Here is a 24,820-nt window from a genome sequence, read left to right as displayed (position 1 = left end):
GTCTGACTACATGTGGCAGTGTGCGGTTTGCGGTACCGGCAACGGTGACGACGTTGCGGTGTGCGCCTCCTGCGGCGCGGCCCGCCCGGCGTCCGGACCGGCGGCCGGAGGGCTCGGCGGGTGGCCGCCGCCCGGTACGCTGCCCGCCGACCCGCCGGTCTCCTGGCCCGCGTCCGCCCCCGCCGACGCGTTCGGCTCGTGGTCGCCCTCCGGCGCCCCGCCGACCGCCCCGGCCACCGCGACCACCCCGGCTCTCCCGGCCGCGAACCAGCCCGCGCCGAACCCATCCGCGCTCGACCAGAGCGCCTGGAACCAGAACGCGCCGAACCAGAACGCGCCGAACCAGAACGCGCCGAACCAGCCGGCGCCGAACCAGCCGGCGCCGAACTGGCCGGCGCCGAACTGGCCCGCGTCGGGGCAGCCCGCGCCGAACTGGCCCTCGTCGGGGCCGCCGGTCGACCCGGCCCAGGCCGCCGCGCAGAACTGGCCGACGTCCGGCGCGCCCGGCAACCCGGGTGACCTCGCGGCACAGAACTGGCCCGGGGCCGGCCCGGCCCTCGGCCCGGCGCCCGTGCCGTGGGTCACGAACGAGCAGCCGCCGTCGGGAACGCCGGTTCCGCGGCACCGGCCGGTCTGGATCTTCCCGGCGATCGTGGCGGTGGTACTGCTGCTGGCCGGCGGCACCGTCGCGTTCGTGCTGCGGGACCGCTGGATGCCCGGCGGCGGCGACGCGAGCCCGACCGCGGGGCCGGCCGGCACCGGCAACCCGATCGTGCCGGCGCACACGGACACGGCCCCCGCGCCCACCACCGCGGCGCCGGCCACGGCCGCGCCCACCACCGCCGCCGCGCCCACGCTGCCGGCGAGCGTCGGTGCCGTGCGCCTCGACCCGAGCCTCGACCCCGCGCGGGCCCCCGCCGTGGCCGCGGTCTTCGACAAGTACTACGCCGCCGTCAACGCCCGCGACGCCGGCGCCGCGCTCAACGTCATGGACCCGGGCGGCTCCATCAACCAGGGCGACACGAACGCCGTCAAGCGCTTCAGCGACGGCATCTCCACGAGCACCGACGACGACATCCTGCTGCTCGCGCTCGGCTCCGACCCGACCGGGCACGGCAGCCTGCAGGCCCGGGTCACGTTCCGCAGCCAGCAGCAGGCCGGCAAGGGGCCCAAGGGCCGCGAGTCGGAGACGTGCACGCGCTGGGACGTCACGTACTCGCTGACCCAGCCCGGCGGCGAGTACCGCATCTGGGGCAGCACCAGCGCGAGCAGCCGCCCCTGCTGACGGGCGCGACCGGGTAGCATCCGCGGGTGCTGGAGACCACCCGTGCCGTACGCATCGCCGCCGTCGTGACCGCCGTCGCCGCCCTCGCCCTCGCCTTCGGCATCCGGGCGCTCGCGGGCGGCACGCTCTACAGCAACGGCGCGCTGCAGCAGGACAGCGGCACCGCCCTGTACGCGTCGGCCGTCTACGCCGCCGTCGTGTTCATCGCCCCGAGGTGCCGCCCGCTGACCGCCGGCGCGTACGCCCTGGCCTTCTGCTGGGCCGTGGAGCTGTTCCAGCTCACCGGCGTTCCGCACGAGCTCAGCCGGTACAACATCCTCTTGCGCCTGACCCTCGGCGACGCCTTCGACTGGATCGATATGGCGTGGTATCCCGCGGGGATCGTGCCCCTGGTCCTCGCCGAGCTCGCGGCGAGGACCAGGGGGAGCCGGCGTCAGGCGACGTGACCGGCGCTCCAGCACGCCGCCCCGGTGTGGCAGCCCACCAGCGCCGTCAGGGCGTCGTGCAGCGCCGCCAGCCGCGCCGCCGGGAGCGTGCCGGCGACGTTGTGAAGCTCGTTCGGGTCCGAACCGCGGTCGTAGTACTCCCGCTCGCCGTCGGTGTACTCGACGTAGGTGTACGTCGCCGTACGCATCGCCGAGTACGTCGTCGGCATGCCGTTGCGCGCGTCCTGCACGTCGGGGTCGTCGGCGTTCGTGCCCGGGCCGTGGTGCTCGACCAGTGACGCGGTGCGCCACTCGGCGGTGGTGCCGCCCGTCAGCAGCGTGACGAGCTGGCGGCCGTCGACGTCGGCGGCGACCGGGGCCCCGCCGATGCGCTCGAACGTCGGGGCGAGGTCGATGTTCTGTACCACCTGCGGCCGCTCGATGCCGGCGGTCACGCTCGGGCCGGCGACGACCAGCGGCACCCGCACGTCGTGGTCGAACGCGGTCTGCTTGCCCTCCACGAGCCGGTGCTGGCCCATGTGGAAGCCGTTGTCGGAGCTGAACACGACGTACGTGTTGCCGGCGACCCCGGCGTCGGCGAGGGTCTGGCGCAGCCCGGCGATCATCCGGTCGACGGCCTGCACGGCCTGGGCGCGCTTGCGGAAGTCGGCGTCGATCTTCTGCAGCTCGGCCGCGGTGAGCGGGCCGTTGCCGGCCAGCCACGCGGGCGCGTCCGTCGGCAGGGTGTCGAAGGCGGGGCCGCGCGGCGCGGTCAGGCCCGGGAACTTGTCGAGGTCCGGGCGGGCCGGGGTGAACGGGCCGTGCGGCGCGAACGTGGCGATCTCGAGCAGGAACGGCTGCCCGGCCGCGGCCGAGCGCCGGATGAAGGCCTGGCCCTTGGCGCTGACGACGTCGGTGAGGTAGTCCGAGTCGGCGTTGCCGTAGGGGACGAGCTTGCCGTTCTCGTCGAGGTTGTAGTTGTACTCCCCGTAGCCGTTGCCGGCCACGTCCCACTCGCTCCAGCCGGGCGGCTGGTAGAGGTCCTTGGGCAGGTACCCGTTGAGGTACTTGCCCATCATCGCGGTGGCGTAGCCCCGGCCCTGCAACGCCGTCGCGAACGTGTGCTGCTCGTTGCCGCGGTCGCGGAACACGCCGAACCCGCCGTCCGGGTTCTCGTTGGTGAACACGCCCGTGTCGTGCGGGAACTTGCCGGTGAAGATCGACGAGCGGGACGGGCAGCAGAGCGAGTCGGTGACGGTGTAGTTCGTGAACGTCGTACCGTCGCGCTGCAGGCGCTGAACCTGGGGCATGTACTGCACCAGGTTCCAGGCGAGGTCGTCCACGAGCACGAAGACGACGTTGGGCGGGGCGGGCGCCGCGGCCGGAGCGGCCGATCCGGTGAGCGCGGCCGCGGCGAGCGCGGCGGCGGTCACGGCGGCGATCAGGGTGGGCAGTCTGCGCATCATTCATCGGTACCCACTGATGCCCGTCAATGGGTAAGCGCGCGGTTCGGATTGCGTAAACTCCGCGGCGCCCTATTTCGCCGGGGAAACGCGGTAGAAAACGCCGGCTCAGGTCGCGGTGATCGCGCCGCCCCACAGGAGGCCGACGATGATCCCGCCGACGGCGACGCGGTAGTACACGAACGCCGCGAAGGTGTGCCCGGCGACGTACTTGAGCAGCCAGGCGATGCTGACGTAGGCGACGCCGAAGCTGATCAGGGTGGCCACGCCGGTCGCCGCCCAGCCCACGGTGTCGCCGATCTCCTTGGCCCGGGTGACCGCCTCGAGCAGGCCGCCCGCGGTGAGCGCCGGGATGCCCAGGAAGAACGAGAGCCGGGTCGCGGTGACCCGGTCGAGGCCGCGGAACAGCGACATGCTGATCGTGGCGCCGGAGCGCGACACGCCCGGGATGACCGCGATGCACTGCGCGAGGCCGATGATCAGCGAGTCCTTCCAGGTCACCGTGGCCTCGCCGCGCTGCTGCTTGCCCAGGTGGTCGGCGAGCGTCATCACGATGCTCCACAGCACGAGGCCCGCGGCCACGAACCACATGCTGCGCAGTACACCCTCGATGTAGTCCTTGAACAGCAGGCCGACGACGATGATCGGGATCGAGCCGACGATGACGTTGATCGCCATCCGCCAGTCCTCGCCGTGGCGCTGGTCGGCCTTGAACGCGCCTTTGAACAGCGCGACGACGAACCGGATGATGTCCTTGCGGAAGTAGATGACCGCCGCGAGGATCGCGCCGACCTGGATCACCGCGGTGAACGCCGTGACGCCCTTGTCGTCGATCGGGATGCCCATAAGCTTCTCGGTGATGGTCAGGTGCCCGGTCGAGGACACCGGAAGGAACTCGGTCACGCCCTCCACGACGCCCAGCACGATCGCTTCCCAGATCTGCAACGCCGTTCCTCCTCGCCGCGCCCGACTAGCCGCAGAGCAACTTACCGGACGCGGCTGAGGACGTTCTCAGTCGCGGTGGTGCTGGTTGGCGTGGCCGGCGGCGAGCTCCTCGCGCAGCTCGGTGAGGTGCTCGGTCTCCTCCGGCAGCCCGAGGCGGTCGAGCAGCTCGAGCGCGGGCCCGATCTCCAGCGAGCCGTACACGTCGTGGAAGCTGTACAGCACCCCGCTGAACACGGCCCGGCGCAGCCGTTCGTGCTCGGCGGCCGCGGTGTAGACCGGATACTTGAGCTTCCACGGCACGGGCCCGCTGACCTTCAGTACCGCCGCCGCGCGCCGCTGCAGCGCCTCGTCCTCCTCGCCGAGCCGGTCCGTGTCGCGGGCCAGGACGGCGGTGAACGCGCGCTCAACGGTGGCGATGTCCTCGAACCAGTCGACCCACAGGGAGTACAGCACCGCCTCGCTGGGCCGCGGCTGCTCCAGGTGCGCGCGGATCGCCTCCCAGTGCGCGGCCCAGAGCTCCTCGTCGTCGGCGGCGTTGACGAACCAGCGCAGCTCGACGGTCACCCAGTAGGCGTCGAGGATCTCCAGCAGGCCGAGGCCGATCTCCAGCTTGTCGGCGGGCGAGAGCGCCTGGTCGCCGCGGATCTCGGGCATGAGATCGCGAGCGGCGTCATCGGGGTCACCGTCCGTGTCCAGCTCGTGCGCGGCGAGCCAGGCTCGCGTCCGATCGCTGCGTGCAGTCTCCACGATCGACAAGTATTGCCGGTCCACGGCTTTCGCGCGCGACCCCGCATCCGGAGCGTGACCTGCGCCCCACAAGATCGGTCAGGCGGCGGACCCGAGATTGCGGTCGAGCTCGCCCATCGCGCGCAGCGCGGTGCGCAGTTCACGCCGCGCGGCCTCGAGGTCGAAGGGCACCGCGGCCGCGAGCGCGGCGTTGCGGATGTAGGTCGAGAGCGGCAACCCGGCGGCATCCGCGGCGGCGATGCTGTCGAGCTCGCCGCGACCGAACCGGACCGACACGACCGAGCGGATCTCCGGGGCCGGCTCGCTGGGCACGACCTCACCGGCGACCTGATCGCGGTGCGCGTAGAGATCCTCGGCCGCGGCCTCCATCTCGGCGACCGTCAAACCGGTGACTTCGTCGATTCGATTCGAGTCTATGGCCACATGGCCATACTAGAGGGGCTGGACGCCGAGGGGGAGGGGGCCCTTCGCCACGTGGGTCAGGAGGGTTGCGCGCAGGGCCTGGGCCGCGTGCGGCAGGACCGACTCGCGGCGCTGGGCCAGCGCGATCGTGCGGTGCACGCCCGGCGCGACCAGCGGCGCCGCGTTCAGCAGCGGGCGGTTCACCAGGGCCATGCTCGGCACCAGCGCCACCCCCAGCCCCGCCTCCACGAAGGCCAGCACCGCGTCCATCTCGCCGCCCTCGACCGCGTACCGCGGCGTGAACCCCGCCCGCCGGCAGGCCTCCAGGGTCGTGTCCCGCAGGTCGTAGCCCGTGCGGAACATGACCAGCGGCGTGTCCCGCAGCGACGCCAGCGCGATGCGCGCCGGCAGGGGCGCGACCGAGGCCACGACGAGGCTCTCCCGCAGCACCGGCACGGTCTCCAGGGCCGGGTCGGTGCCGCGCGCCGGCTCGACGATCAACGCCAGGTCCAGGCCGTGCGCGACCAGCGCGGCGACGAGGTCCTGCGAGCCGCCCTCGTCGACGTGCAGCTCGATGTCCGGGTACCGCTCGTGGAACTCGCGCAGCACCAGCGGTACCAGTGACGTGCAGAGGCTCGGCGTCGCGCCCACCCGCACCCGGCCGCGGCGCAGGCCGACCACCTCCTGGACGGCGTCGCGCGCGCCGTCGGCCTCGGCGACGACCCGGCGCGCGCGGGGCAGCAGGGTCTCGCCCGCGGTCGTGAGGGCCACGCCGCCGCGGGAGCGGTCGAACAGCGGGGCGCCCAGGGCCGACTCCAGGGTGTGAATTTGTTTACTCAGTGTCGGCTGACTCACACCGAGCTGCTCCGCCGCGCGGGTGAAATGTCGTACTTCCGCGACGGTTACGAAGTATCGAAGCTGTTGTAGCTGCACCTCAATAGCCTATGGCTATCGCCGCTGCGGGATTCATGCATTGGACGAATCGCGCGCCGGGAACCTAGCGTCGGCGGAGTGGCGGTAATGGCGGCAGAACGGACCAGGCCGGTAAAAGTCCGGAGAAAACGGTCCTCGATTGCCCTGAAGATCCTCATGGCGGGTACGGGCATCCTGCTGGTGTTGTTCCTGTTCGCCCACATGGCCGGCAACCTCAAGATCTTCGTCGGGGCCGAGGCGTTCGACCACTACGCGCACTGGCTGCGCGACCTCGGCACGCCGCTGCTGCCACGCACCTGGTACCTGTGGCTCCAGCGCGGCGGGCTCACCGCCGCCGTGCTCGCGCACATCTTCGCCGCCGTCGTGCTGGCCCGCCGGGCCCGCGCCGCGCGGCCCGTCCGCTACGCCCACCGGCCCAGGGTCCAGGGCAGCTACGCGGCCCGCACGATGCGCTGGGGCGGCGTGATCATCCTGCTGTTCGTCGTGTTCCACATTCTCGACCTGACCACCGGCACGGTGAACCCGGTCGGGGACAAGCAGCACCCGTACGCCAACGTCGTCGCCGACTTCGCGCCGGGCCGCTGGTACGTGACGCTGTTCTACGCGCTCGCGATCGTCGCGATCGGCTTCCACCTGCGCCACGGGATCTTCTCCGCGCTGCGCACCCTCGGCCAGCAGTCCCCGCGCGGGGAGCGCACCGCCCGGGCCGTCGCCCTGGTGCTGTCGCTGGTGCTGGTCGTGGGCTACCTCTCCGTACCGTTCGCCGTTCTGACCGGGCTGGTGTCCTGACATGAACCTTCCATATTGGAGCGAGGGCGACCCGATCGCCGACACGGCCGCGCCGGACGGGCCCGTCGAGACCCGCTGGGAACGGCGGCAGTTCGGCGCCAAGCTCGTCAACCCGGCCAACAAGCGCAAGCTCACCGTGATCGTGGTCGGCACCGGGCTGGCCGGCGGCTCCGCGGCGGCGACCCTGGCCGAGGCCGGGTACAAGGTCCGGTCGTACTGCTACCAGGACAGCCCCCGCCGCGCGCACTCGATCGCGGCCCAGGGCGGGATCAACGCGGCCAAGAACTACCGCAACGACGGCGACTCCGTGTACCGGCTCTTCTACGACACGGTCAAGGGCGGCGACTTCCGGGCGCGGGAGTCCAACGTGTACCGCCTCGCCCAGGTCTCGGTGAACATCATCGACCAGTGCGTGGCCCAGGGCGTGCCCTTCGCCCGCGAGTACGGCGGCCTGCTCGACAACCGCTCGTTCGGCGGCACCCAGGTCTCGCGCACCTTCTACGCCCGCGGCCAGACCGGCCAGCAGCTGCTGCTCGGCGCGTACCAGGCCCTGGAGCGCCAGATCGCGGCCGGCAACGTGGAGATGCACGCCCGCCACGAGATGCTCGAGCTCGTCGTGGCCGGCGGCCGGGCCCGCGGCATCGTCGTGCGCGACCTCGTCACCGGCGAGATCACCACTGAGCTCGCCGACGCGGTGGTGCTCGCCTCGGGCGGGTACGGCAACGTCTTCTTCCTCTCCACGAACGCCAAGGGCTGCAACGTCACCGCGTCGTGGCGCGCGCACCGGCAGGGCGCGCTGTTCGCCAACCCCTGCTACACGCAGATCCACCCGACGTGCATCCCCGAGTCCGGCACGCACCAGAGCAAGCTCACGCTGATGAGCGAGTCGCTGCGCAACGACGGCCGCGTCTGGGTGCCGGTCCGGGCCGGCGACCACCGCGCCCCGGCCGACATCCCCGAGGACGAGCGCGACTACTACCTCGAGCGCATCTACCCGTCGTTCGGCAACCTGGTGCCCCGCGACATCGCCTCCCGGGCCGCCAAGAACGTCTGCGACGAGGGAAGAGGCGTCGGTCCCGGCGGGCTCGGGGTGTACCTCGACTTCGCCGACGCCATCGCCCGGCTGGGCCGGCCCGCGGTCGAGGCCAAGTACGGCAACCTCTTCGAGATGTACGAGCGCATCACCGGCGACGACCCCTACGTCACCCCGATGCGCATCTACCCGGCCGTGCACTACACGATGGGCGGGCTCTGGGTCGACTACGACCTGCAGTCCAACGTCCCCGGCCTGTTCGTCGTCGGCGAGGCCAACTTCTCCGACCACGGCGCCAACCGGCTCGGCGCGTCCGCGCTGATGCAAGGGCTGGCCGACGGGTACTTCGTGCTGCCCAACACCATCAACGACTACCTGGCCGCGGGCCCCTTCCCGGCGGTCGCGGCCGACGACGAGGCCGTGGTGGCTGCGCGCAGTGCGGTGGAAGAGCGGCTTTCGACCCTGTTGTCGATAAACGGCGACCGCACCGTGGACTCGTTCCACCGCGAGCTCGGCCACATCATGTGGGAGTACTGCGGCATGGAGCGCACCGAGGCGGGCCTCACCAAGGCGGTGTCGCTGATCCGGGCCCTGCGCGAGGAGTTCTGGACCCGGGTCAAGGTGCCCGGCACCGGCGAGCAGCTCAACCAGAACCTCGAGCGCGCCGGGCGGGTCGCGGACTTCTTCGAGCTCGCCGAGCTCATGTGCATCGACGCCCTGCACCGCGCGGAGTCGTGCGGCGGGCACTTCCGCGCCGAGAGCCAGACCCCGGACGGGGAGGCGCTGCGCCACGACGAGGAGTTCTCCTACGTTGCCGCCTGGGAGTTCGCCGGTACCGGTGAACCGCCCGTGCTGCACAAGGAGGCGCTCGAGTTCGAGTACGTCCACCCGACCCAGCGGAGCTACAAGTAATGGACATCAAGCTGCGCGTGTGGCGCCAGGCCGGCCCCTCGGCCCGCGGGAAGATGCAGGAGTACCCGGTCAAGGACATCTCGCCGGACGCCTCCTTCCTGGAGATGCTCGACGTGCTCAACGAGCGGCTCATCGTCGACGGCGAGGAGCCGATCGCCTTCGACCACGACTGCCGCGAGGGCATCTGCGGCATGTGCGGCATGATGATCAACGGCGTCGCCCACGGCCCATTGAAGGCGACCACGACGTGCCAGCTGCACATGCGGCACTTCCGCGACGGCGACACGATCGACGTGGAGCCCTGGCGCTCCGCGGCCTTCCCGGTCGTGCGCGACCTCGTGGTCGACCGCGGCGCGTTCGACTCGATCATCCAGGCCGGCGGGTACATCTCCGCGCCGACCGGCGCCGCCCCCGACGCGCACGCCACGCCGGTGCCGAAGGCCGACGCCGACGCCGCGTTCGAGGCGGCCACGTGCATCGGCTGCGGCGCCTGCGTGGCCGCGTGCCCGAACGGCTCCGCGATGCTGTTCACCGCGGCCAAGGTCGGCCACCTCGGCCTGCTGCCGCAGGGCCAGCCGGAGCGCGACTCGCGGGTGCTGGGCATGGTCGCCGCGCACGACGAGGCCGGCTTCGGCGGCTGCACCAACGCGGGGGAGTGCACCACGGTCTGCCCCAAGGGCATCCCGCTCACCCTGATCGGCCGGCTCAACAGCGACTACCGCAAGGCGGCGACCGGCCGGCGCGGATAAAGTACCGACTCATGCAGTTGTCTGAGCTCGCCGGGCGGCGGGTCGCGGTCTGGGGTACCGGCCGGGAGGGCATGGCCGCGCTCGCGGCGATCGCCGCGGCCGGGCCCGCGTCCCTCGTCGCCGTGCAGGACAAGGCCACGTTCCTGGCCGCCCGCGCCTGGGACGGGGCCGTCCCGCTCTTCGAGGGCGAGGCGATGGGCCCGGCGCTGGAGGGCGTCGAGGTCCTCGTGCGCTCGCCGGGCGTGGGCGAGTCGAACCCGTGGATCCAGCAGCTGCGGCGCCGGGGCGTTTCCATCACCGGGGGCACCGCCCTGTGGATGGCCGACCACGCCCGGCAGACGATCGGCGTGACCGGCAGCAAGGGCAAGAGCACCACGACGACGCTCATCTCGCACCTGCTGACCGCGACCGGCCGCCCGAACGAGCTGGGCGGCAACATCGGCATCGCGGTGCTGTCGCTGCCGCCCGCCGAGCGGTATGTGCTGGAGCTTTCGATGTACCAGTGCGCCGACCTCGAGGACTCGCCGCGGGTCTCGGTGATCACGTCGCTGTTCGAGGAGCACCTCGACTGGACGCGCGACGGGCTGCCGTCGCAGTACTACGCGCACAAGCTCAACATCGCCATGCACGGCCCGGAGGCGGTCGTCTACAACGCGGCCGACCCGACCCTGTCCGCCGAACTGGCCGCGCGCCCGGGACTGCCCCTGGTTCCGGTGCACAACTGGGACGAGGACGGCTGGATCGTCCGCCACGGCGAGCGGCTCTTCCCGCGCGATGCCTTTCCTCTGCGGGGTACGCACAACACCGGCAATCTCTGCGTGGCCCTCGCCGCCCTCGAGGCGGCCGGCGTCGACGTGGTCGCGGAGCGTTCGGCGCTGGAGGAGGGGCTGCGCTCCTACGCCCCGCTCCCGCACCGCCTGACGCCGATTGCCGACCCCTCGGGCGTCGAGTTCGTCGACGACTCGCTCTCGACCGCGCCGCAGACGACGATCCACGCCATCGAGGCGTACGCGGGCCGCCCCCTGGCCGTCCTCGTCGGCGGCCAGGACCGCGGCATCGACTACACCCCGCTGCGCGACTACCTGCGCGACAAGGCGGTGCCGGTGACCCTCATCGCCATCCCGGACAGCGGCGAGCACATCCTCGACGTCGTCGGCGATCTGCCCGCGGTCCGCCGCGAGGTCGCCGCGGACCTGCCCGCCGCCGTGGTCCGGGCCCGCGAGCTGATCCCGCCGGGCGGCGTGGTCCTGCTGTCCCCGGCCGCGCCCAGCTACGGCCGGTACGACAACTACGAGGCCCGCGCGAAGGCCTTCGTCGCGGCCGTCGAGGCCTCGGCCCTGGGCGGCGCTTGATATACATGGCCGCATGGGATCGAAGGCGGCGATACTCGCGTTCTCCGACGGCAACCTGACGGAGGCGCTGCGGGCCGATCCCGGGCCGGACGCGCCGGTGGAGGAGCTCGTCCGGAGGGCGTTCCCGGGGTACGACGTGCGGCGCGACCCCACCGAGGACAGCTCGTTGCTCGACACGTACCCGCCGGTGGACGTCACCTACGCGACCGTCCGGCCCGCCGCCTCGGTGCTGCTGGACCGCCGCCTCGCGTTCGACTACCCGACCCGGCTCGACGCCCACCTGCTCGGGCTCGGCGCCGGCCGGCGGACGATCCTGTTCGGCATGCACTCGGTCGTCGACTGGCTGGGCTTCGCCGTCTGGGACGACGGGGTACTCGTGCGCGCCCTGAGCCTCTCGCCGGACGACGGGGTCCTGGAGGACATCGGCGAGCGATACGATTTCGAGGGGCCGTTCTGGGCGGGCGAGCACCCGGTCCCGCCCGACCCGGACGAGGGCGACTACCCGCTGCCCTTCCACCCGATCGAGCTGGGCGACGGGGCGATGCGGATGCTGTTCGGCTTCGGCGTGCAGGAGCTGGACGGCGATCTGGACGCCTTGGCCGTCCGCGTCCAGGGCTTCCGGGTGGCGCCGCCCGCCTGACCTCAGGCCCGGCTGATCGCGCGCAGCTCCTCGAGCGACTCGTCAAGCAACGCCCGGAAGGCCGCCGGGTCGTCCTGCCGCACCCAGCGCGCGAACGCCACGTGGAAGACGGTCACGCCCGACTGGGCGGCGAGGATCGCGGCGTTCTCGGGCACGCCCCGCTCGACCAGGGCCGCCTTGATCGAGCCGGCCAGCCGCTGGAGCTTGATCAGCTCGCGCTCCTGGAGCTCCGGGTTCGCGACGATGACGGCGGCGCGCAGGCGGGCGAAGTGGTGGCGCTGCGCGAACATCGCGGCGACCGGGTCGAACGCGGCCGTGACGGTCGCGAGCGGCCCGGCCCCGGCGGGCGCCCCGGCGACGCCGTCGAGCCAGAGTTGCTCCAGCTCTTCCGAGCCCTTGAACAGCGCCTCGCGCTTGTCGGTGAAGTGGCGGAAGAAGGTGCGCTTGGTCAGCCCGGCGCGCGCGGCGATCTCGGCCACGGTCGTGGCGTCGTACCCCTGCTCGTCGAACAGCTCGAGGGCCGCCGCGACGAGGCGACCGGCGGCGTCAGGCTTCCAGCGGGACATCGCCTCCAAGCATAGCCGTCGTCACCTGGTGTCATGGGGGCGCGACGTGGCGCATCACGACGGCGGGCGATGGGCGTCGGCTCGGCCCGGGTCCGAGTGGCCCTGCAGTCCGCGCGGACCCGGTCGGCCCGCACCGGCCCGCCCGTTGGTCGCGGCGGCCGGTGAGCATCGGGCCGACCTGGGTCAGAGTGACCCCTCCGGTCCGCGCGGACCGGCCTGCCCGCGCGGACCAACCTGCCCGCGCGGATTGGCCTGCCCGCGCGGATCGGACAGCCCGCGCGGATTGGCCTGCCCGCGCGGATCGGACAGGCCGCGCGGATCGGACAGGCCGGGCCGGGCGTCGGTCCGTCCGGGTCAGGGCGGGGCGGCCGGGAGCCAGCTCGCCTCGGCCAGGGCGCGGCTCGCGGCGTCCGCGTACGTGGCCGTGGCCAGCCAGGCCTGGGCGAACGCGGTGCCGTCGTCGTCGGCCAAGCGGCCGAAGGCGTTGCGCGGGCGGTCGTTCGCGGCGGCCACGAGGTGGTCGAGCAGCGCCGCGCCCGTCTCGAGGCGCGCTCGGCGCAGGCGGGTCGCGGCCGACGGGGCGCGGCCGGTCGGGAAGGTCAGCATGACGCGGCCGCCGTTGACCGTGCGCTCGACCTGGGCGGCCAGCAGCTGCAGCGCCGGGTCGTGGACCGCCGGGCGCCACACCTCCTCCGCGGCGGTCTCCGGGTCGGGGCCGGCGGCCGGGGCCGGCTCCTCCTCCCGCAGCTCCATCCGCGGCAGCTGGCTGGCGTGCAGCCGGTCGAACGCCAGGTCGGCGTGGCCCTCGACGCGCCACGGCTCGCCGTCGTCCGGGGCCACGGCCAGCGGCAGCACGGTGCCGGGGCGGCCGGGGTCGGGCCGGGCGACCATCAGCATGCGCAGGCCCTCCGCGCGGCCGAGCACGCGCAGGTTCTCGCGGTAGCCCAGCGCGGCGTGGTCCGCGGCGACCCGCAGGGTCAGCGGGGTGCCGTCGGCGTGCTCGGCGAGGACCGCGTCGCCGTCGGTACCGCGGACCGTCACCCGCAGGAACAGCAGGTCGGCGCCGGCCGTGCGGTCGGCCACCGGCACCGCGAGCGCGGCGAACGCGCGATGCACCTGCTCCGCGACCGGCTCCGCCCACAGCCCGGCCAGCGGCTCCTCGTGCCACCCGGCGCCGGAGGCGGTGACGGCCCGCACCGAGCGCCCGGCGCCGAGCTGCCGGCTCCCGGCCGCCGTCGCGCCGGTGACGACGAGCCCGGCCCGGGTGAGGCCGCGGTGCGTGAGCGCGGTCTCGCCCATGGCGATTGTCGCGTCGCCGCCGCGGGCCGCGCGCTTGGCGTCGCCGGGCATCACGTCGGCGATCATCCACAGCCGGCCCTGGCGATCGGCCGCGTACGTGACCACGCCCGCGTGCCCGGTGCCCGCGAGGACCGCGGTGGTGCACAGGCCGTAGAGGCGCAGGCTCCCCTCGACGTGGTACTGCCGCCGCGCCGTGCCGAGCTCGGTGCTCGCCCCGGTGCGCAGGGCGTGCGTGACGTACAGCAGCTCCCGCATCGCCTCGGTGAGGTCGGCCAGCCGGTAGTGCGCGTCGCCGCCGCGGGCCGCCTGCAGCAGCGTGGCCACGACGCGCGCCGCGGCCGCCGCCCGGTACACCTTCGTCGCCTGCGCCTCGTGCGCCGCCCGCAGCAGCGCGGCCCGCGCCACGGTCCCGGAGCCGCCGACCCCGCCCCCGAGCACCGCCACGGCCGCGCGCCACACCTGCTCGACGGCCGCCCGCGGCACGACCCCGAGCTCGTCCGCGCCGCCGCCCGCCTCGACCGGCGACGCACCATCCACAGTGGACGCACGAGCCTCATCCGAAGCCACAGCCGCGCCGTCCGAGGCCGCCGGAGTGTCCTCAGAAGCCGCCGGCGTGTCCTGCGAAGGGGCGGGTTCGTCCGGGGAAGCCACGGGCGCGTTCGACAGGATGCCGGCCCGGTGCAGGCAGTTCGGCGCGAGCAGGCACGTGCACGTCACGTCTCCGGCCGAGCGCACCACCCCGCCCGGCGCGAGCAGCGTGACGGTCGTGGCGTCGTCGACCGCCACGGTGTACCGCTCCCCGTCCCGCCCCACCGCCAGCCCGGCGAACCGGGGACCGGCGTCGTCGAGCTTCTTGCGCAGCCGCGCGGGCAGTCCCTCGACGGCGGCCACGAGCACCGTCGCCTCGATCGGCGGCAGGGATGCGTTCACGATTTCACCTTCTCCGCGACCCAGCGGGCCAGCTCCAGCGGGCTCAGCGCGGCCACCGGCATCCCGGCCGCGACCAGCTGCGACGCGATCGACACCGAATACCGCGCCCGGCCCGCGTCGTCGAGGCTCGCGCACCCCAGGAGGGTCACGCCCGACTCGACGAGCGCCCGCGTCTCGGCGAGCAGCCCGCCCAGCGGGTACCCCTCCTCGAAGTCGCTGACCACGACGACGAGCGTCCGCGACGGCACCGTCACCAGGCTCCGCGCGTGCCGCAGACCCTTCGCGATGTGCGTGCCCCCGCCGACCTGCACCTCGAGCAGCAGGCCGAGCGGGTCCGAGACCCGGTCGGTCAGGTCCACGATCTCGGTCGAGAAGGCCACGAAATGCGTCGTCAGCGCCGGTACCCCGGCCAGGATCGCCCCCGTCAGCGCCGACCAGATGATCGACGCCTCCATCGAGCCGGACACGTCCACGACGAGCACGAGCCGCCAGTCGACCCCGCGGCGCGCCCGGGTCCGGAACACCGGCCGCTCCGGGATGATCTGCACCCGCCCGTCCTCGCCGCGGCGGGTGGTGGCCAGGTTCGCCCGCAGCGTGCGCGGCAGGTCGAGCGGGCCGCCCGGCCGGTACGTCGGCCGCGGCGTGCTGATCCCGGCCAGCGCCGGGCGCAGCCGGGTCGCGAGGCGCCGCGTGAGCTCCTCGACGATCCGGGCCACGAGTGGCCGCAGCCGGACCAGGGAGGCCTCGGGCAGGCCACCGGCGAGCGACAGCACGGTCTGCAGCAGCTCGACGGACGGGTTGACGGCGTCGGGCTCGAGCAGCATGACGGCGTCGCGGCGCCCGCCCTCGGCCGCGCGGGCGAGCACCTCCTCGCGGACGCCCGGCCCGAACAGCGCGGACAGCTCCTCGGCCCACTCCCGCACGGTGGGGAACGGCGCCTCCCGCCCGGCCCGCCCGGCCGCCTCGGCGGCGGAGCCCTCGCCGCGCCCCTTCCCGTACAGCTCGTCGAGCGCCGTGGCGTACCGCCGGGCGCCCGCATCCATCCGCTGCTCCTGCCGCCCGAGCAGCAGACGCCACCGGTCGACCACGGCGAGGTTCCCCGGAGCGGGTCCGGCCGGAGCCGAAACCGACGGCGACGAAGAGGAAGGCGACGGCGAAGCAGGCGGAGCGGGCATCAGGCCCAGCGACTCCACCGCCGCCCGTCCGGCCCCGTCCGCCAGCAGCCGCGGCAGCAGCGAGGCCGGGTCGGCGCCGAAGCCGGGGCCGGGATCGGTGTCGCCGAGACGGTCGCGCACCACCGCCAGCAGCCGGTCCCGCCCCGCCGGGCTCACCGCCTGGAAGCCGCCCCGCAGCGCCGGCAGCCGGGCCAGGAACGCGTCGTCGGGCAGCGTCGCGACCCGGTCGAGCAGCCCGTCGAGGGCGTCGGGCCCGGACTGCAGCAGCGGCTCCGCGGCGGCCAGGAGGCCCCGCAGGTGGCCCAGCAGCCGCCGGCGCGCGTCGTCGTCGACCGCCGCGTCGACCCAGGACGCGACCCGCGAGCCGAGCCCGTCCGGCGCCGCGAGGCCGAGCAGCACCTCCACCGCGCCGGCCGCGGCCGCCATCGTCGGCGTGCCGTTCGCGGCCAGGCGGCGCAGGGCGTCGGCGAGGCGCAGCCCCACCCCGGCGGCGTCGGCGCGCCGGCCCAGGGCGACGAGCGCGTGGACGTCGGCGAGGTCGTCGGAGCCGGCGAGGCCGTCGACCTGGCGCACCGCCGCCGCCTCCAGCGCATCCCCCAGCCCCCCGAGGTCGGCCAGGTCCGCGGCCACCGCGGCGGGCAGGCCGGGAACGTGCCCGTTGCGCAGCCGGTCGAGCAGGCCCAGCGCCGCCATCAGCTCCTCGAGCGTGGCGCCGGCCGGGATGTGCTCGGCGACCTCGGCGAGGCGCTCGGCGGCCAGCGCCGGCAGCCCGCACTCGGCCGCCGCGGCCAGCCCGCCGATGATCTGGGCGGCGGTCGCGCCCTCGGCGCTCTCCTCGCGCCGCCGCCGCTCCCGCAGCGCCCCCTCGGCCGCCTGCGCGAGCGTGACCCCGCGCACCCCGGCGACGTCGAGCATCGCCTCGGTGCCGGGCGTCCACTGGGCGTTCCACCGTGTCGACAGCGCGTCGACGCCCCCGGTCCCCTCGACCCCGGCGAGCTCGGCGTAGGGGATGCGGCACGCCGCGAGCTGCCGCATCGCCACGTCCCGCCGGCGGTCGAGGTCGGAGCGCAGCGGGTCGAGCCGCAGATCCTTCGCGGCCGCCCCGGGCCCGGGCAGCCGCAGGTGTTCGAGCAGGGTTTGTACCGCCGGCCGCAGACCGGACCGCGGCGCCCCCGCCGCCAGCGCCCCGCGTTCGTCGCCGACGAGCACGGCCTCCATCGCGGCCGCCACGACCCGCCCGCGCCCGAGCACCTCCCCGTGCGCGAGCACGCTCTGCAGGGCCTCGACGATCTCGCCCCGCCCGGGCGCCGGCAGCCCCCGCAGCCGGGCGAGGTCGGACGCGAGCCGCACGACCTCGCGCGCCTCGGCCGGCCCGGCCGGGTGCCCGCCGGCCCGCACCCGCGAGCAGACCTCGACCACGGAGGCGAGCGCCGCGGCCTCCACGCCCTCGGGCCGCCCCGCGGCGTCGACGACCGACTGCTGCCACCGCGGATCCCGGATCCCCGCCGGGTACCCGGACCGCGCATCCAGCAGCGCGAAGCTGTACGGCACCAGCGACGTCACCACGTCCCCGTCCCCGCCGGGGGCCGGGTCGGGCGCGGGCGCCCCGGCCAGCAGCGCGGCCGCGTGGAACGACCCGACGACGGCCGCCACCCGCCGGTCGCCGGCCGCGGCCAGGCACCGGCGCATCCACGCCTCGCGCCGCCGGTCCAGCTCGGGCACCCCGCCGCCGGTCGCGGCGTCGGTGCGCATCGCCCAGCCCATGAGCAGCGCCGCGCGCCGCACCGCCTCCGGGTCGGATCCGGGCGCGCGGGCCTCGACCACGCGGTCCCACATGTCCTCGTCCGGCCGCCCGCTCGCCGCCTGGCGCAGCGCGTCGCCGAACGACGAGCCGTGCGCGGTCACGACGCCGGGCGCCCGGGCCTCGTCCCAGCCGCGCGACGCGAGCGGCAGATCGCACGGGACGACCTCCACGCCGTGCTTCGCGGCCCACCGCACGGCCACCAGCTCCGGCGAGAAGTCCGCGAACGGGTAGAACGCGGGGCCGCCGTCGGCCCCCTGCACGCCCGCGAGCGCGACCGGCGCCCGCGTGCCCGGGTCGGCCAGCCACCGCAGCCACGACGCGAACTCCGCCGGCAGCTCCAGCAGCAGCACCTCGGGCCGGAACCGGTCGAGCAGCTCCCCGATGACCACGGACAGCGCCGGGGAGTGGTGCCGCACCCCGATGAGGTACGGCACCGTGGCCCCCGCCAGCGCCGCGAGCGCGGCGTCGGGGTCGGCGCCGGCCGGGACCGGCTCAGGGCTGGAGGACATCGCGCAGTTCCCACAGCCGGCGCCACAGGCGGGCGCCCTCCTCGGCGCGGCGGCGGACCGCACCGTCCCAGTAGCCCAGCAGCTTCGCGCCGTCGGCCGGGTCGTCCTTGCACACCACGCCCTGCAGGTGGGCCGGGAGCAGGGACAGGATGTCGCGGTCGCCGGGGAAGTACGCGGCGGCCAGCCCCAGCGACGCGGCCACCGCGACCGCCTCGGCCGTGCTCATCACCGTCGAGGGCCGCTCGACCTCCCAGCCCTCGACCGACCGCCCGGCCCGCAGGTCCCGGAACGCGGTCACGAGCGCCTCGAGGACCGCCTCGTCGACCTCGAACGGCGTCTGCACCCGCTCCAGCGCCGCGCGCGCCTGCCGGCCGACCAGCGCCGTCTCCTGGGCCAGGTCGGGGATCGGGCCGACGGTCTCGAAGTTGAAGCGGCGCTTGAGGGCGGCCGACATCTCCGACACCCCGCGGTCGCGCAGGTTGGCGGTGGCGATGAGCGTGAAGCCCGGCGCGGCGTGGACCGTCGCGCCGTCGGTGCCCGACAGCTCCGGCACCGCGATGCGCCGGTCGGACAGGATCGACACCATCGCGTCCTGCACCTCGGGCAGGCACCGGGTGATCTCCTCGATCCGCGCCACCTGCCCGGCCCGCATCGCGGCCAGCACCGGCGAGGGCACGAGAGCCTCCGGGCTGGGGCCGTGGGCGAGCAGAAGGGCATAGTTCCAGCCGTACCGCAGCTGGTCCTCGGTCGTGCCCGCGGTGCCCTGCACGACCAGCTCGCTGGTGCCGCACACGGCCGCCGCGAGCAGCTCGGACAGCATCGACTTGGCGGTGCCCGGCTCGCCGACGAGCAGCAGCCCGCGCTCGCCGGCGAGGGTGACGACGCACCGCTCGACCAGGGCCCGGTCGCCGACGAACTTCCGCGCGATCTCCAGCTTCGCCGGCACGCCCTCGGGCCGCTTGCCCTTGGGCAGGGCGAGCTCCCCGTCGCTGCCGACGATGAACGTGACGACGGCCCGCGGGGTGAGCCGCCAGCCGGGCGGGCGCGCCCCGCCGTCGAACGCGGCCAGGAACGCGAGCTCGGTCGCGTGCGCGTGCTCGGCCGGGTCGACCTGCCGGGGTGCGGTCACGGTGGCGGTCATCGACGTCCTCCCTGCGAGGCTCGGCCTCGGGTCTGCAGTTCCTCGAAGCGGGGCGTGTCCCCGGCGACGATCCGTTCCCAGGCCCGGCCGAACAGCTCGGGGGCCGGGGCGGCCGGGACGACCGCGCCCAGCGCCGTGCCGTCCTCGCCGGCGCCGATGAGCAGCGGCAGCTTCCACCGCTCCAGCGGCAGCACCGGTGCCTTCCACGCGAGCCACCCGCCGGGCAGGAACAGCGACCGGCCCGCGCGCGGCCGCTTGGCCTCCACGACGAGGTCGGTGCCGAGCAGCTCGGCCCGGGCCGCCTTGAGCCGGGCCGGCTTCCACCCGGTCCACGCGGCCACGTTGCGGTCGGTGGGGTCGGGCAGGGCCAGCAGCTGCAGGTAGAGCGCGGCGGCGTCGGGGCGGAGCCCGTGCCGCTCGGCGACCTGCGCGACGAGCTGCGGGGCCGAGCGCGACGGGTCGTGCGGCGCCTCGACGTCCGGCGCGTCGAGCCAGCGCGAGATCTCCTCGCCGAGGACCGCGCGCAGGGCCACGATCGGCGTCCGGACCCCGCTCAGCGCGGCGATGAGCGCGTCGACCCGCGGGTCGTCGGGGCCGTCCATGCGGGCCGGGCGGACCCGGACCTGGCGCCAGTAGCCCTTGGCGGAGACCACGAACAGGCCGGCGTCGAGCTCCTCATCGCCGCGCTGGACGTCGAGGCCCAGCTGGGCGAGCGCCTTCTCCACGGCGGCCTCCTCGCCGCCGGCGACGAACAGCTCGAAGGCGGGGTCACGGGTGATCCGGCGCACCGACTCGAGCACGCCGGGCAGGGCGGCCCGGATCGGGTCGCCGGCCGGGAGCCGGCGCACCAGCCACGGCAGGCCGCGGGCGACGGTGACGAGCAGGTCGTCGCCGTCGACGCCCCGGTCCGGGGCCTGCAGCCACGCGCAGGTGCCCGGGTTGGCCACGCCGTGCAGGAACTCGGAGGCGCTCACGTCCGACGGGACCCCGGCCCGGCGGCAGTCGGCGATGAGCTCGTCGCTCACCGGGGTGCGGGCGCCGACCGCCTCGGCCCGCCAGGCGCCGAACCGGGCCGGGTCGGGCCCGGTGGTCCACAGCTGCGCCGGGTCGGCGGGCAGCAGCGCCGCGTGCGCGCCGCCCTTCGGGGTCAGCGACTTGTCCCGCCGCACGTGCTCGATCGCGGTGTCGATCGCATAGTCGGTGACCGTGGGGTCGGCCGGCTCCCAGCCGGCCGCCTTGCTCGCCGACCACTGCCGGTCGTCGACGGCCCCGGAGAGCAGCACCGTCGCCTCGGCGAGGCTGACCCCGGCCGCGGCCGACAGCGCCCGGACCGTGCCCGGGGCCAGCAGCAGCGTGCAGCCGCCGTGCTCCCGGGCGGCGGCGACGAACCGGGCGACGGCGTCGCGGCCGATGCCGCGGTGGTCGAACCCGCGCTCGAAGCGGATCGCGTGGCCGGGCACGGGCCCGAACCGGCCGTCGGCGGCGTGCTCGATACCGGTGACCCCGCCCTCGGCCGAGACCTGGAACGGCAGGACGACCCGGCCCGGGCCGGATGCGTAGGGCTCGCCGGCCGCCATCTCCGGGCGCCCGCTGTCGGGCTCGAGCGTGAGCCGGCGGGTGCGGCCGTCGCCGTCGAGCAGCCCGGAGGCGGCGAGCACCTCGAGCGCGTCGAGCAGCGCGGCGCGGTGCTCGGGGCTCGTGGCCGGCGACGCCGCCCGCAGCAGCACCGAGGGCAGCACCCCGAGCGTGTCCCACCAGTCGAGGTCGCCGGTGCGGATCCAGGCGTCGAGCGGGCTCCGCGGCTTGCCGCCGGTGAGCGCGGCGCCGCCGTCGGTGAAGTGCTTCACCCACTCCCGGCCGTGGCTGTAGCAGCCGGGGATGAGGCCGGACAGCGCGGCGTTGAGCACCTCGTCGCCGGCCAGGTGGGCGTCGGGGTCGTCGAACGCGGCCGCGGCGGCCCCGCCGGCCAGGATCTCGGCGGTGACGCCGGTCAGCCGGGCCAGGCGCAGCGCCGCGCGGGCCGCGTGCCGCACGACCCCGCCGACGCCGGCGACCAGCGCCGGGTGGCTCAGCTCCGGCAGCGCCGCCCGGATCGCCTCCCGCACGGCGTCGTCGGGGATCTCGGCCCGGTCGGCGTCGGGGCCGGCCAGCGCGGCCACGGCCTGCATCAGCCGCCCGGCCGCGTCGTCGCCGATCGCCCGCAGCGCGTGCGAGCCGGCCTCGTCGCGGGGGCGCAGCTGGTGCCAGAACGCCACGTGCGGCACCAGCGCGGTGGCCTCGGCGAACGGCCCTGCGTCGCCGGTGGTGCCGACCTTGGCGAAGCAGAGACCCTCGGGGGTGTACAGGCGGACGCTGTTGTCCCGCCAGGCGCGCTCGACGTAGAGGCCGTGCAGCGTGTCGGAGCCGGGGAAGCGGATCGCGCCGCTGAGCACCCCCGGGTTGCCGGAGCGGGTCGCCTGCGGGTCGGCCATCGCGAACGCCCGCCCGTCGACGCCCTCGCCGGCCTGGCCGCCGTCGGTGCGCCGCACCCGCCAGCCGACGAGCCCGTCGCGGTGGCCGAGCGGGCTGCCCGCCATGCGCGGCGAGGCCGGGCGGATGCGGCAGCGCGCGGTCTCGAGCTGCTGGCCGTCCGCGGCGCCGTCCTCGAAGAAGGCCGGCATCGAGGCGCGTCCCCGCTCGCCGGTCGCGGTGTCGTACTCGTACCACCGCATCGAGCCGTCCGGCTCCTCCAGCAGCACCCAGTGGTGCCGCCCGTCGCTGACGACCGAGCCGCGCTCCTGGGCCCGGCGGTCCCCGGCGCGCAGCGGCCGCCCGCCCGCGGTGCGCCCGCCGCCCTCCAGGGCCAGCGAGCTCTCGCCGTGCCCGGTGAGCCCGTCGTCGGCGGCGGTGAACACGTCGTCGGGGGTGCCGCTCCAGTAGCCGGCCCGCTCCCCGTCGCGGTGCCAGCTCACCAGCAGCTGCCCGTCGACGTAGCGGACCGCGAAGTTCCACGAGTAGCGCAGCTCGTCGGCCGGGACCCGCAGCGTGTGGTCGAGCTCCACGCCCTCGTCGCCGACGACCAGCACCCGGTCGTTGCGCCGCAGCACCAGCGCCGGCCACTGCGTGGTGACGACCAGGTTGTCGGTCAGCCGGCTGCGGTCCAGCGCCTCGAGCGTCTCGGCCGCGGCCTCCAGCGCGGGCCAGCCGAGCTCGTCGACGACCCCGGCCCGCAGCGTCCGGCCGAGCACCGGGCCGAGGTCGAACGCGGTGATCCGCGCGATCGCGGCCGGGTTGACCGCGAGCCCGTCGGGGCAGGCGACGAGGGTGAGCCGGTCCAGCTCGGCCCCGACCGTGGTGAGGCCCTGCGCCTCGACCCGGCCGGCGAGCCGGTCGAGCCACCAGTGCAGCGCGGTGCGCAGGCCGGGCACCGCGACCACCTGGGCGACCTTGGACGCGTCGACCTTGGCGTCCTCCGCCCGGTACCACGTATGGAGGAACCCCTCGATGCTCTGGGCCAGCAGCGGCCGGAGGTGCTCGTGGGTGACCGCGACGCTCAGGTCGCGGCGGCCCTCGCGTTCGTCGCCGAGCCAGACGCCGACGTCGCACCGGGCGTGCTCGTCGACCTCGGCCATCGGCACGCCCAGGCCGAGCATCAGGTCGGCGAGGTCGAGGTCGACGCGGCCGTGCGCGGGCGCCAGCTCGACCGGCGTGCCGTCGGCGATGAGCCGCGGCGCCATCCGCTCGGCCAGCGCCAGGAACCGGGCGCTGCGCTCCTTGCGCCAGCCCCGGCTGCGGTCGGCGCGGGCGAGCCAGCCCGCGGGCCCGTCCGGCGCCGCGGCGACCGGGTCGGCGGCGCCGGTGAGCGCCTCCGTGGCCCCGCTCTCCTCCAGGATCTCCAGCCACACGTCGAACGGGCAGTCCTGCGGGAACATGCCCAGCACCTGGCCGCGGACCTTCGGGTCGCGCCGGGCGATGCGCAGCAGGGCCGGCCGGTAGGCCTTCCAGAACCCGCCCGGCGCCCGCAGCAGTGACGGCGCCGCGAGCAGCTCGCTCAGTACCGCCTCGTCCTCCTCCGGGCCGAGCTTCGCGGCCTTGGCCAGGCGCCCGAGGTCGACGTGCATCTGCGCGTAGGGCGGCATCCCGCCCAGCGTCCGCTCCAGGCACAGCCGGCGGAACCGCTCGTAGGCGACCGCCGGCGGGCACCGTCCGGCCAGGTCGCGGGCGTGCTGGGCGAGGGCCTTGGCGGTCAGCGCGCCGGCCAGGGCGAACTCGAGGAAGACGGTGTGCTGCCGCTCCTCGTCGATCGCCAGCGCGTAGGTGCGCTCGGCCTCGCGGGCCTTGCCGAACATGCTCGCCGCGTAGGTCTGGCTGTCGGCGGCCAGGAACGCGCGGGCCGCCTCCTCGTAGAACGTCGGCAGGAAGTGCGGCACCGAGCGGGCCAGGCGCTCGCCGAGCTCGTTGAAGCCGTCGCGGGCCGGGCCGATGCGGGACTTCGCGACCCGCACGAGCCGCTCGATGTCCTTGACCAGGGCCAGCGCGTGGTGGCCGTTGGCGGGGTCGTGCACGAGCGCCCAGGCCGGGAAGCCCAGCGCCTGCTGCCGGACCACGCCGACCTCGGCGACGGTCTCCGGCGCGGCGAAGCCCAGGAACTCCATCGTGAGGTCTTCGGCCGGCCCGAGCGCGCCCGGCACGAGCCGGACGACCCGGCGGTCGCCGAGCACCGGATGCACATACGCCCGGGTCGTGAGCGTGTCGATGGTGTCCTTCTCGACGTCGGACCCGAGCGGCAGCACCGCCCCCGCGTCCAGCAGGGCCTCGCTCATGCGTCCTCCTCCTTGCTCTCCTCGACGACCCGGCCCGCGTAGAGCGCCGCGGCCATGCGCATGCCTTCCGACCAGGCGACCGGCCCCACCTCGGCGAGGGGGATCGACTTGCCGTCGGGGTGGACGAACACCAGGTCGCCGGTCTCCGCCTCCGAGTAGGGGTCGTCGGCCCCGACCCAGCTGCGGGCCTCCAGGCCGCGGCCGTCCTCGAACACGCGGCAGACCGCGTAGCCGCCGCGCACCGGGTAGCCCAGCGAGCCGGCCCGCGCGAGCAGGTGGCGCAGCTCGGCGAAGCGGCCGCCGGCGTAGTCGCGCACGCTCACCGCGCCCGGCTCCAGCTCGCCGGGGCGGGCCCAGGTCTGGCGGAAGAGCTGGTCGACGGACTGCTCGACGCCGAGGTCGGCGGCGAACTCGCGCAGGTCCTCCAGGTCGGGCAGGCGCGTCGGGTGCGGCACCGCGACCCGCTGCGCCGGCAGCCGCACCGTCTCGCCGTCGAGGTTCACGATGCCGATCCCGTCGGCGGTGGCGTCGCGGAGGAACCCGGCCTCGTCGGGGTCGAAGGCGCCGTCGTCGTCGAGGACCGCGACCACGAGGTCGGTCAGTGCCGCCCGCCACGTCTCGTCGGGCCAGACCCGCGCGAGGAGCCCGGCCGGGACGGGCAGGGACCGGATCATCCACAGGTCGACCTGTTCGCGCACCTCCGCCTCGTGCCGGGCGAGCCACTCCGAGAGCTGCCGCAGCCCGGCGACCGCCGGGTCGTCGCGCAGCGACGAGGGCATCGACCTGAGCACCTTGCCCTTCTGGTTACGGCACGCTATGCGCCCTGCATCCAGGGTCACCTCATAGCCGCCGCCGGCCGCCAGCCACGCCATGCGGGTTGCTCCATTCCCTCGTCTATCGGATGACCGGCACACTAGCG

At 75.0% G+C, this 24,820-nt stretch carries 19 protein-coding genes; 7 read left to right on the top strand and 12 right to left on the bottom strand.

Features of this window, described 5'->3' with window-relative positions:
- Positions 1 to 6: 6 nt before the first annotated feature.
- The gene (locus AB0B76_RS19210) at positions 7 to 585 is read right to left on the bottom strand and encodes a hypothetical protein (protein ID WP_360376556.1); all 579 of its coding nucleotides are present in this window, start codon (positions 583 to 585) and stop codon (positions 7 to 9) included.
- Between AB0B76_RS19210 and AB0B76_RS19205 the strand changes: the two genes are divergently transcribed.
- Both AB0B76_RS19205 and AB0B76_RS19200 read left to right on the top strand, forming a co-directional pair.
- Positions 572 to 1,285: a hypothetical protein gene (locus AB0B76_RS19205; protein WP_360376553.1), complete on the top strand. Its 714-nt coding sequence runs from the start codon at positions 572 to 574 to the stop codon at positions 1,283 to 1,285. The genes AB0B76_RS19210 and AB0B76_RS19205 overlap by 14 nt on opposite strands.
- A gap of 26 nt (positions 1,286 to 1,311) precedes the next feature.
- Complete coding sequence (locus AB0B76_RS19200; RefSeq protein WP_360376550.1) at positions 1,312 to 1,731, top strand: DUF2809 domain-containing protein; 420 nt, start codon at positions 1,312 to 1,314, stop codon at positions 1,729 to 1,731.
- Here AB0B76_RS19200 and AB0B76_RS19195 read toward each other — a convergent pair.
- From AB0B76_RS19195 to AB0B76_RS19175, 5 genes are all read right to left on the bottom strand, one after another.
- Positions 1,719 to 3,176: a sulfatase gene (locus AB0B76_RS19195; RefSeq protein WP_360376548.1), complete on the bottom strand. Its 1,458-nt coding sequence runs from the start codon at positions 3,174 to 3,176 to the stop codon at positions 1,719 to 1,721. The two genes, AB0B76_RS19200 and AB0B76_RS19195, sit on opposite strands and share 13 nt — an antisense overlap.
- A gap of 105 nt (positions 3,177 to 3,281) precedes the next feature.
- Complete coding sequence (locus AB0B76_RS19190) at positions 3,282 to 4,118, bottom strand: undecaprenyl-diphosphate phosphatase (protein ID WP_360376545.1); 837 nt, start codon at positions 4,116 to 4,118, stop codon at positions 3,282 to 3,284.
- A gap of 66 nt (positions 4,119 to 4,184) precedes the next feature.
- Positions 4,185 to 4,865 carry a hypothetical protein gene (locus tag AB0B76_RS19185; RefSeq protein WP_360376542.1) on the bottom strand — a complete coding sequence of 227 codons (681 nt, stop codon included), beginning with the start codon at positions 4,863 to 4,865 and terminating at the stop codon, positions 4,185 to 4,187.
- 78 nt (positions 4,866 to 4,943) lie between these two features.
- Positions 4,944 to 5,288: a hypothetical protein gene (locus AB0B76_RS19180; RefSeq protein WP_360376539.1), complete on the bottom strand. Its 345-nt coding sequence runs from the start codon at positions 5,286 to 5,288 to the stop codon at positions 4,944 to 4,946.
- A 9-nt stretch (positions 5,289 to 5,297) separates the two neighbouring features.
- Positions 5,298 to 6,206: a LysR substrate-binding domain-containing protein gene (locus AB0B76_RS19175; RefSeq protein ID WP_360376767.1), complete on the bottom strand. Its 909-nt coding sequence runs from the start codon at positions 6,204 to 6,206 to the stop codon at positions 5,298 to 5,300.
- 81 nt (positions 6,207 to 6,287) lie between these two features.
- On the opposite strand from AB0B76_RS19175, the gene AB0B76_RS19170 reads away from it, so the two are divergent.
- From AB0B76_RS19170 to AB0B76_RS19150, 5 genes are read left to right on the top strand one after another with little or no spacing between them, the layout of a single operon-like run.
- Positions 6,288 to 6,989 carry a succinate dehydrogenase cytochrome b subunit gene (locus tag AB0B76_RS19170; RefSeq protein WP_360376536.1) on the top strand — a complete coding sequence of 234 codons (702 nt, stop codon included), beginning with the start codon at positions 6,288 to 6,290 and terminating at the stop codon, positions 6,987 to 6,989.
- 1 nt (position 6,990) lies between these two features.
- Positions 6,991 to 8,934 carry a fumarate reductase/succinate dehydrogenase flavoprotein subunit gene (locus AB0B76_RS19165; RefSeq protein ID WP_360376534.1) on the top strand — a complete coding sequence of 648 codons (1,944 nt, stop codon included), beginning with the start codon at positions 6,991 to 6,993 and terminating at the stop codon, positions 8,932 to 8,934.
- Positions 8,934 to 9,683 (top strand): succinate dehydrogenase/fumarate reductase iron-sulfur subunit, encoded by a 750-nt coding sequence (locus AB0B76_RS19160; protein ID WP_360376532.1) that lies wholly within the window; start codon positions 8,934 to 8,936, stop codon positions 9,681 to 9,683. Before AB0B76_RS19165 ends, AB0B76_RS19160 begins: the two co-directional genes overlap by 1 nt.
- Positions 9,684 to 9,694: 11 nt before the next feature.
- Positions 9,695 to 11,035: a UDP-N-acetylmuramoyl-L-alanine--D-glutamate ligase gene (gene murD, locus AB0B76_RS19155; RefSeq protein WP_360376529.1), complete on the top strand. Its 1,341-nt coding sequence runs from the start codon at positions 9,695 to 9,697 to the stop codon at positions 11,033 to 11,035.
- 13 nt (positions 11,036 to 11,048) lie between these two features.
- The gene (locus AB0B76_RS19150) at positions 11,049 to 11,675 is read left to right on the top strand and encodes a hypothetical protein (RefSeq protein WP_360376526.1); all 627 of its coding nucleotides are present in this window, start codon (positions 11,049 to 11,051) and stop codon (positions 11,673 to 11,675) included.
- 2 nt (positions 11,676 to 11,677) lie between these two features.
- Here the strand turns inward: AB0B76_RS19150 and AB0B76_RS19145 are convergent, their stop codons facing one another.
- The 6 genes from AB0B76_RS19145 to AB0B76_RS19120 form a co-directional block, all read right to left on the bottom strand.
- Entirely contained in the window at positions 11,678 to 12,241 is a 564-nt protein-coding gene (locus AB0B76_RS19145; RefSeq protein ID WP_360376523.1) for a helix-turn-helix domain-containing protein, read from the bottom strand.
- 354 nt (positions 12,242 to 12,595) lie between these two features.
- Positions 12,596 to 14,470: a hypothetical protein gene (locus tag AB0B76_RS19140; RefSeq protein WP_360376521.1), complete on the bottom strand. Its 1,875-nt coding sequence runs from the start codon at positions 14,468 to 14,470 to the stop codon at positions 12,596 to 12,598.
- A complete protein-coding gene (locus tag AB0B76_RS19135) occupies positions 14,467 to 17,958 on the bottom strand; it encodes a DUF5682 family protein (RefSeq protein WP_360376519.1) in 3,492 nt (1,163 codons plus the stop codon). Before AB0B76_RS19135 ends, AB0B76_RS19140 begins: the two co-directional genes overlap by 4 nt.
- Positions 17,942 to 19,099: an AAA family ATPase gene (locus tag AB0B76_RS19130; protein ID WP_360376517.1), complete on the bottom strand. Its 1,158-nt coding sequence runs from the start codon at positions 19,097 to 19,099 to the stop codon at positions 17,942 to 17,944. The genes AB0B76_RS19135 and AB0B76_RS19130 overlap by 17 nt, the downstream gene beginning before the upstream one ends.
- Entirely contained in the window at positions 19,096 to 23,901 is a 4,806-nt protein-coding gene (locus AB0B76_RS19125) for a hypothetical protein (protein ID WP_360376514.1), read from the bottom strand. Before AB0B76_RS19125 ends, AB0B76_RS19130 begins: the two co-directional genes overlap by 4 nt.
- Positions 23,898 to 24,773 (bottom strand): DUF4132 domain-containing protein, encoded by an 876-nt coding sequence (locus AB0B76_RS19120; RefSeq protein WP_360376512.1) that lies wholly within the window; start codon positions 24,771 to 24,773, stop codon positions 23,898 to 23,900. Before AB0B76_RS19120 ends, AB0B76_RS19125 begins: the two co-directional genes overlap by 4 nt.
- Positions 24,774 to 24,820: the final 47 nt, after the last annotated feature.

This window comes from Dactylosporangium sp. NPDC049140 (genome assembly GCF_040648435.1).
Note: the sequence above shows the minus strand (reverse complement) of the source record. Positions and strands in the feature narration are given on the sequence as shown.

Coding starts and splice junctions, on each gene's coding strand:
- AB0B76_RS19145 (WP_360376523.1), bottom strand. CDS start 12,241: ATGTCCCGCTGGAAGCCTGACGCCGCCGGTCGCCTCGTCGCGGCGGCC.
- AB0B76_RS19160 (WP_360376532.1), top strand. CDS start 8,934: ATGGACATCAAGCTGCGCGTGTGGCGCCAGGCCGGCCCCTCGGCCCGC.
- AB0B76_RS19170 (WP_360376536.1), top strand. CDS start 6,288: ATGGCGGCAGAACGGACCAGGCCGGTAAAAGTCCGGAGAAAACGGTCC.
- AB0B76_RS19135 (WP_360376519.1), bottom strand. CDS start 17,958: ATGTCCTCCAGCCCTGAGCCGGTCCCGGCCGGCGCCGACCCCGACGCC.
- AB0B76_RS19125 (WP_360376514.1), bottom strand. CDS start 23,901: ATGAGCGAGGCCCTGCTGGACGCGGGGGCGGTGCTGCCGCTCGGGTCC.
- AB0B76_RS19120 (WP_360376512.1), bottom strand. CDS start 24,773: ATGGCGTGGCTGGCGGCCGGCGGCGGCTATGAGGTGACCCTGGATGCA.
- AB0B76_RS19130 (WP_360376517.1), bottom strand. CDS start 19,099: ATGACCGCCACCGTGACCGCACCCCGGCAGGTCGACCCGGCCGAGCAC.
- AB0B76_RS19165 (WP_360376534.1), top strand. CDS start 6,991: ATGAACCTTCCATATTGGAGCGAGGGCGACCCGATCGCCGACACGGCC.
- AB0B76_RS19150 (WP_360376526.1), top strand. CDS start 11,049: ATGGGATCGAAGGCGGCGATACTCGCGTTCTCCGACGGCAACCTGACG.
- AB0B76_RS19195 (WP_360376548.1), bottom strand. CDS start 3,176: ATGATGCGCAGACTGCCCACCCTGATCGCCGCCGTGACCGCCGCCGCG.
- murD (WP_360376529.1), top strand. CDS start 9,695: ATGCAGTTGTCTGAGCTCGCCGGGCGGCGGGTCGCGGTCTGGGGTACC.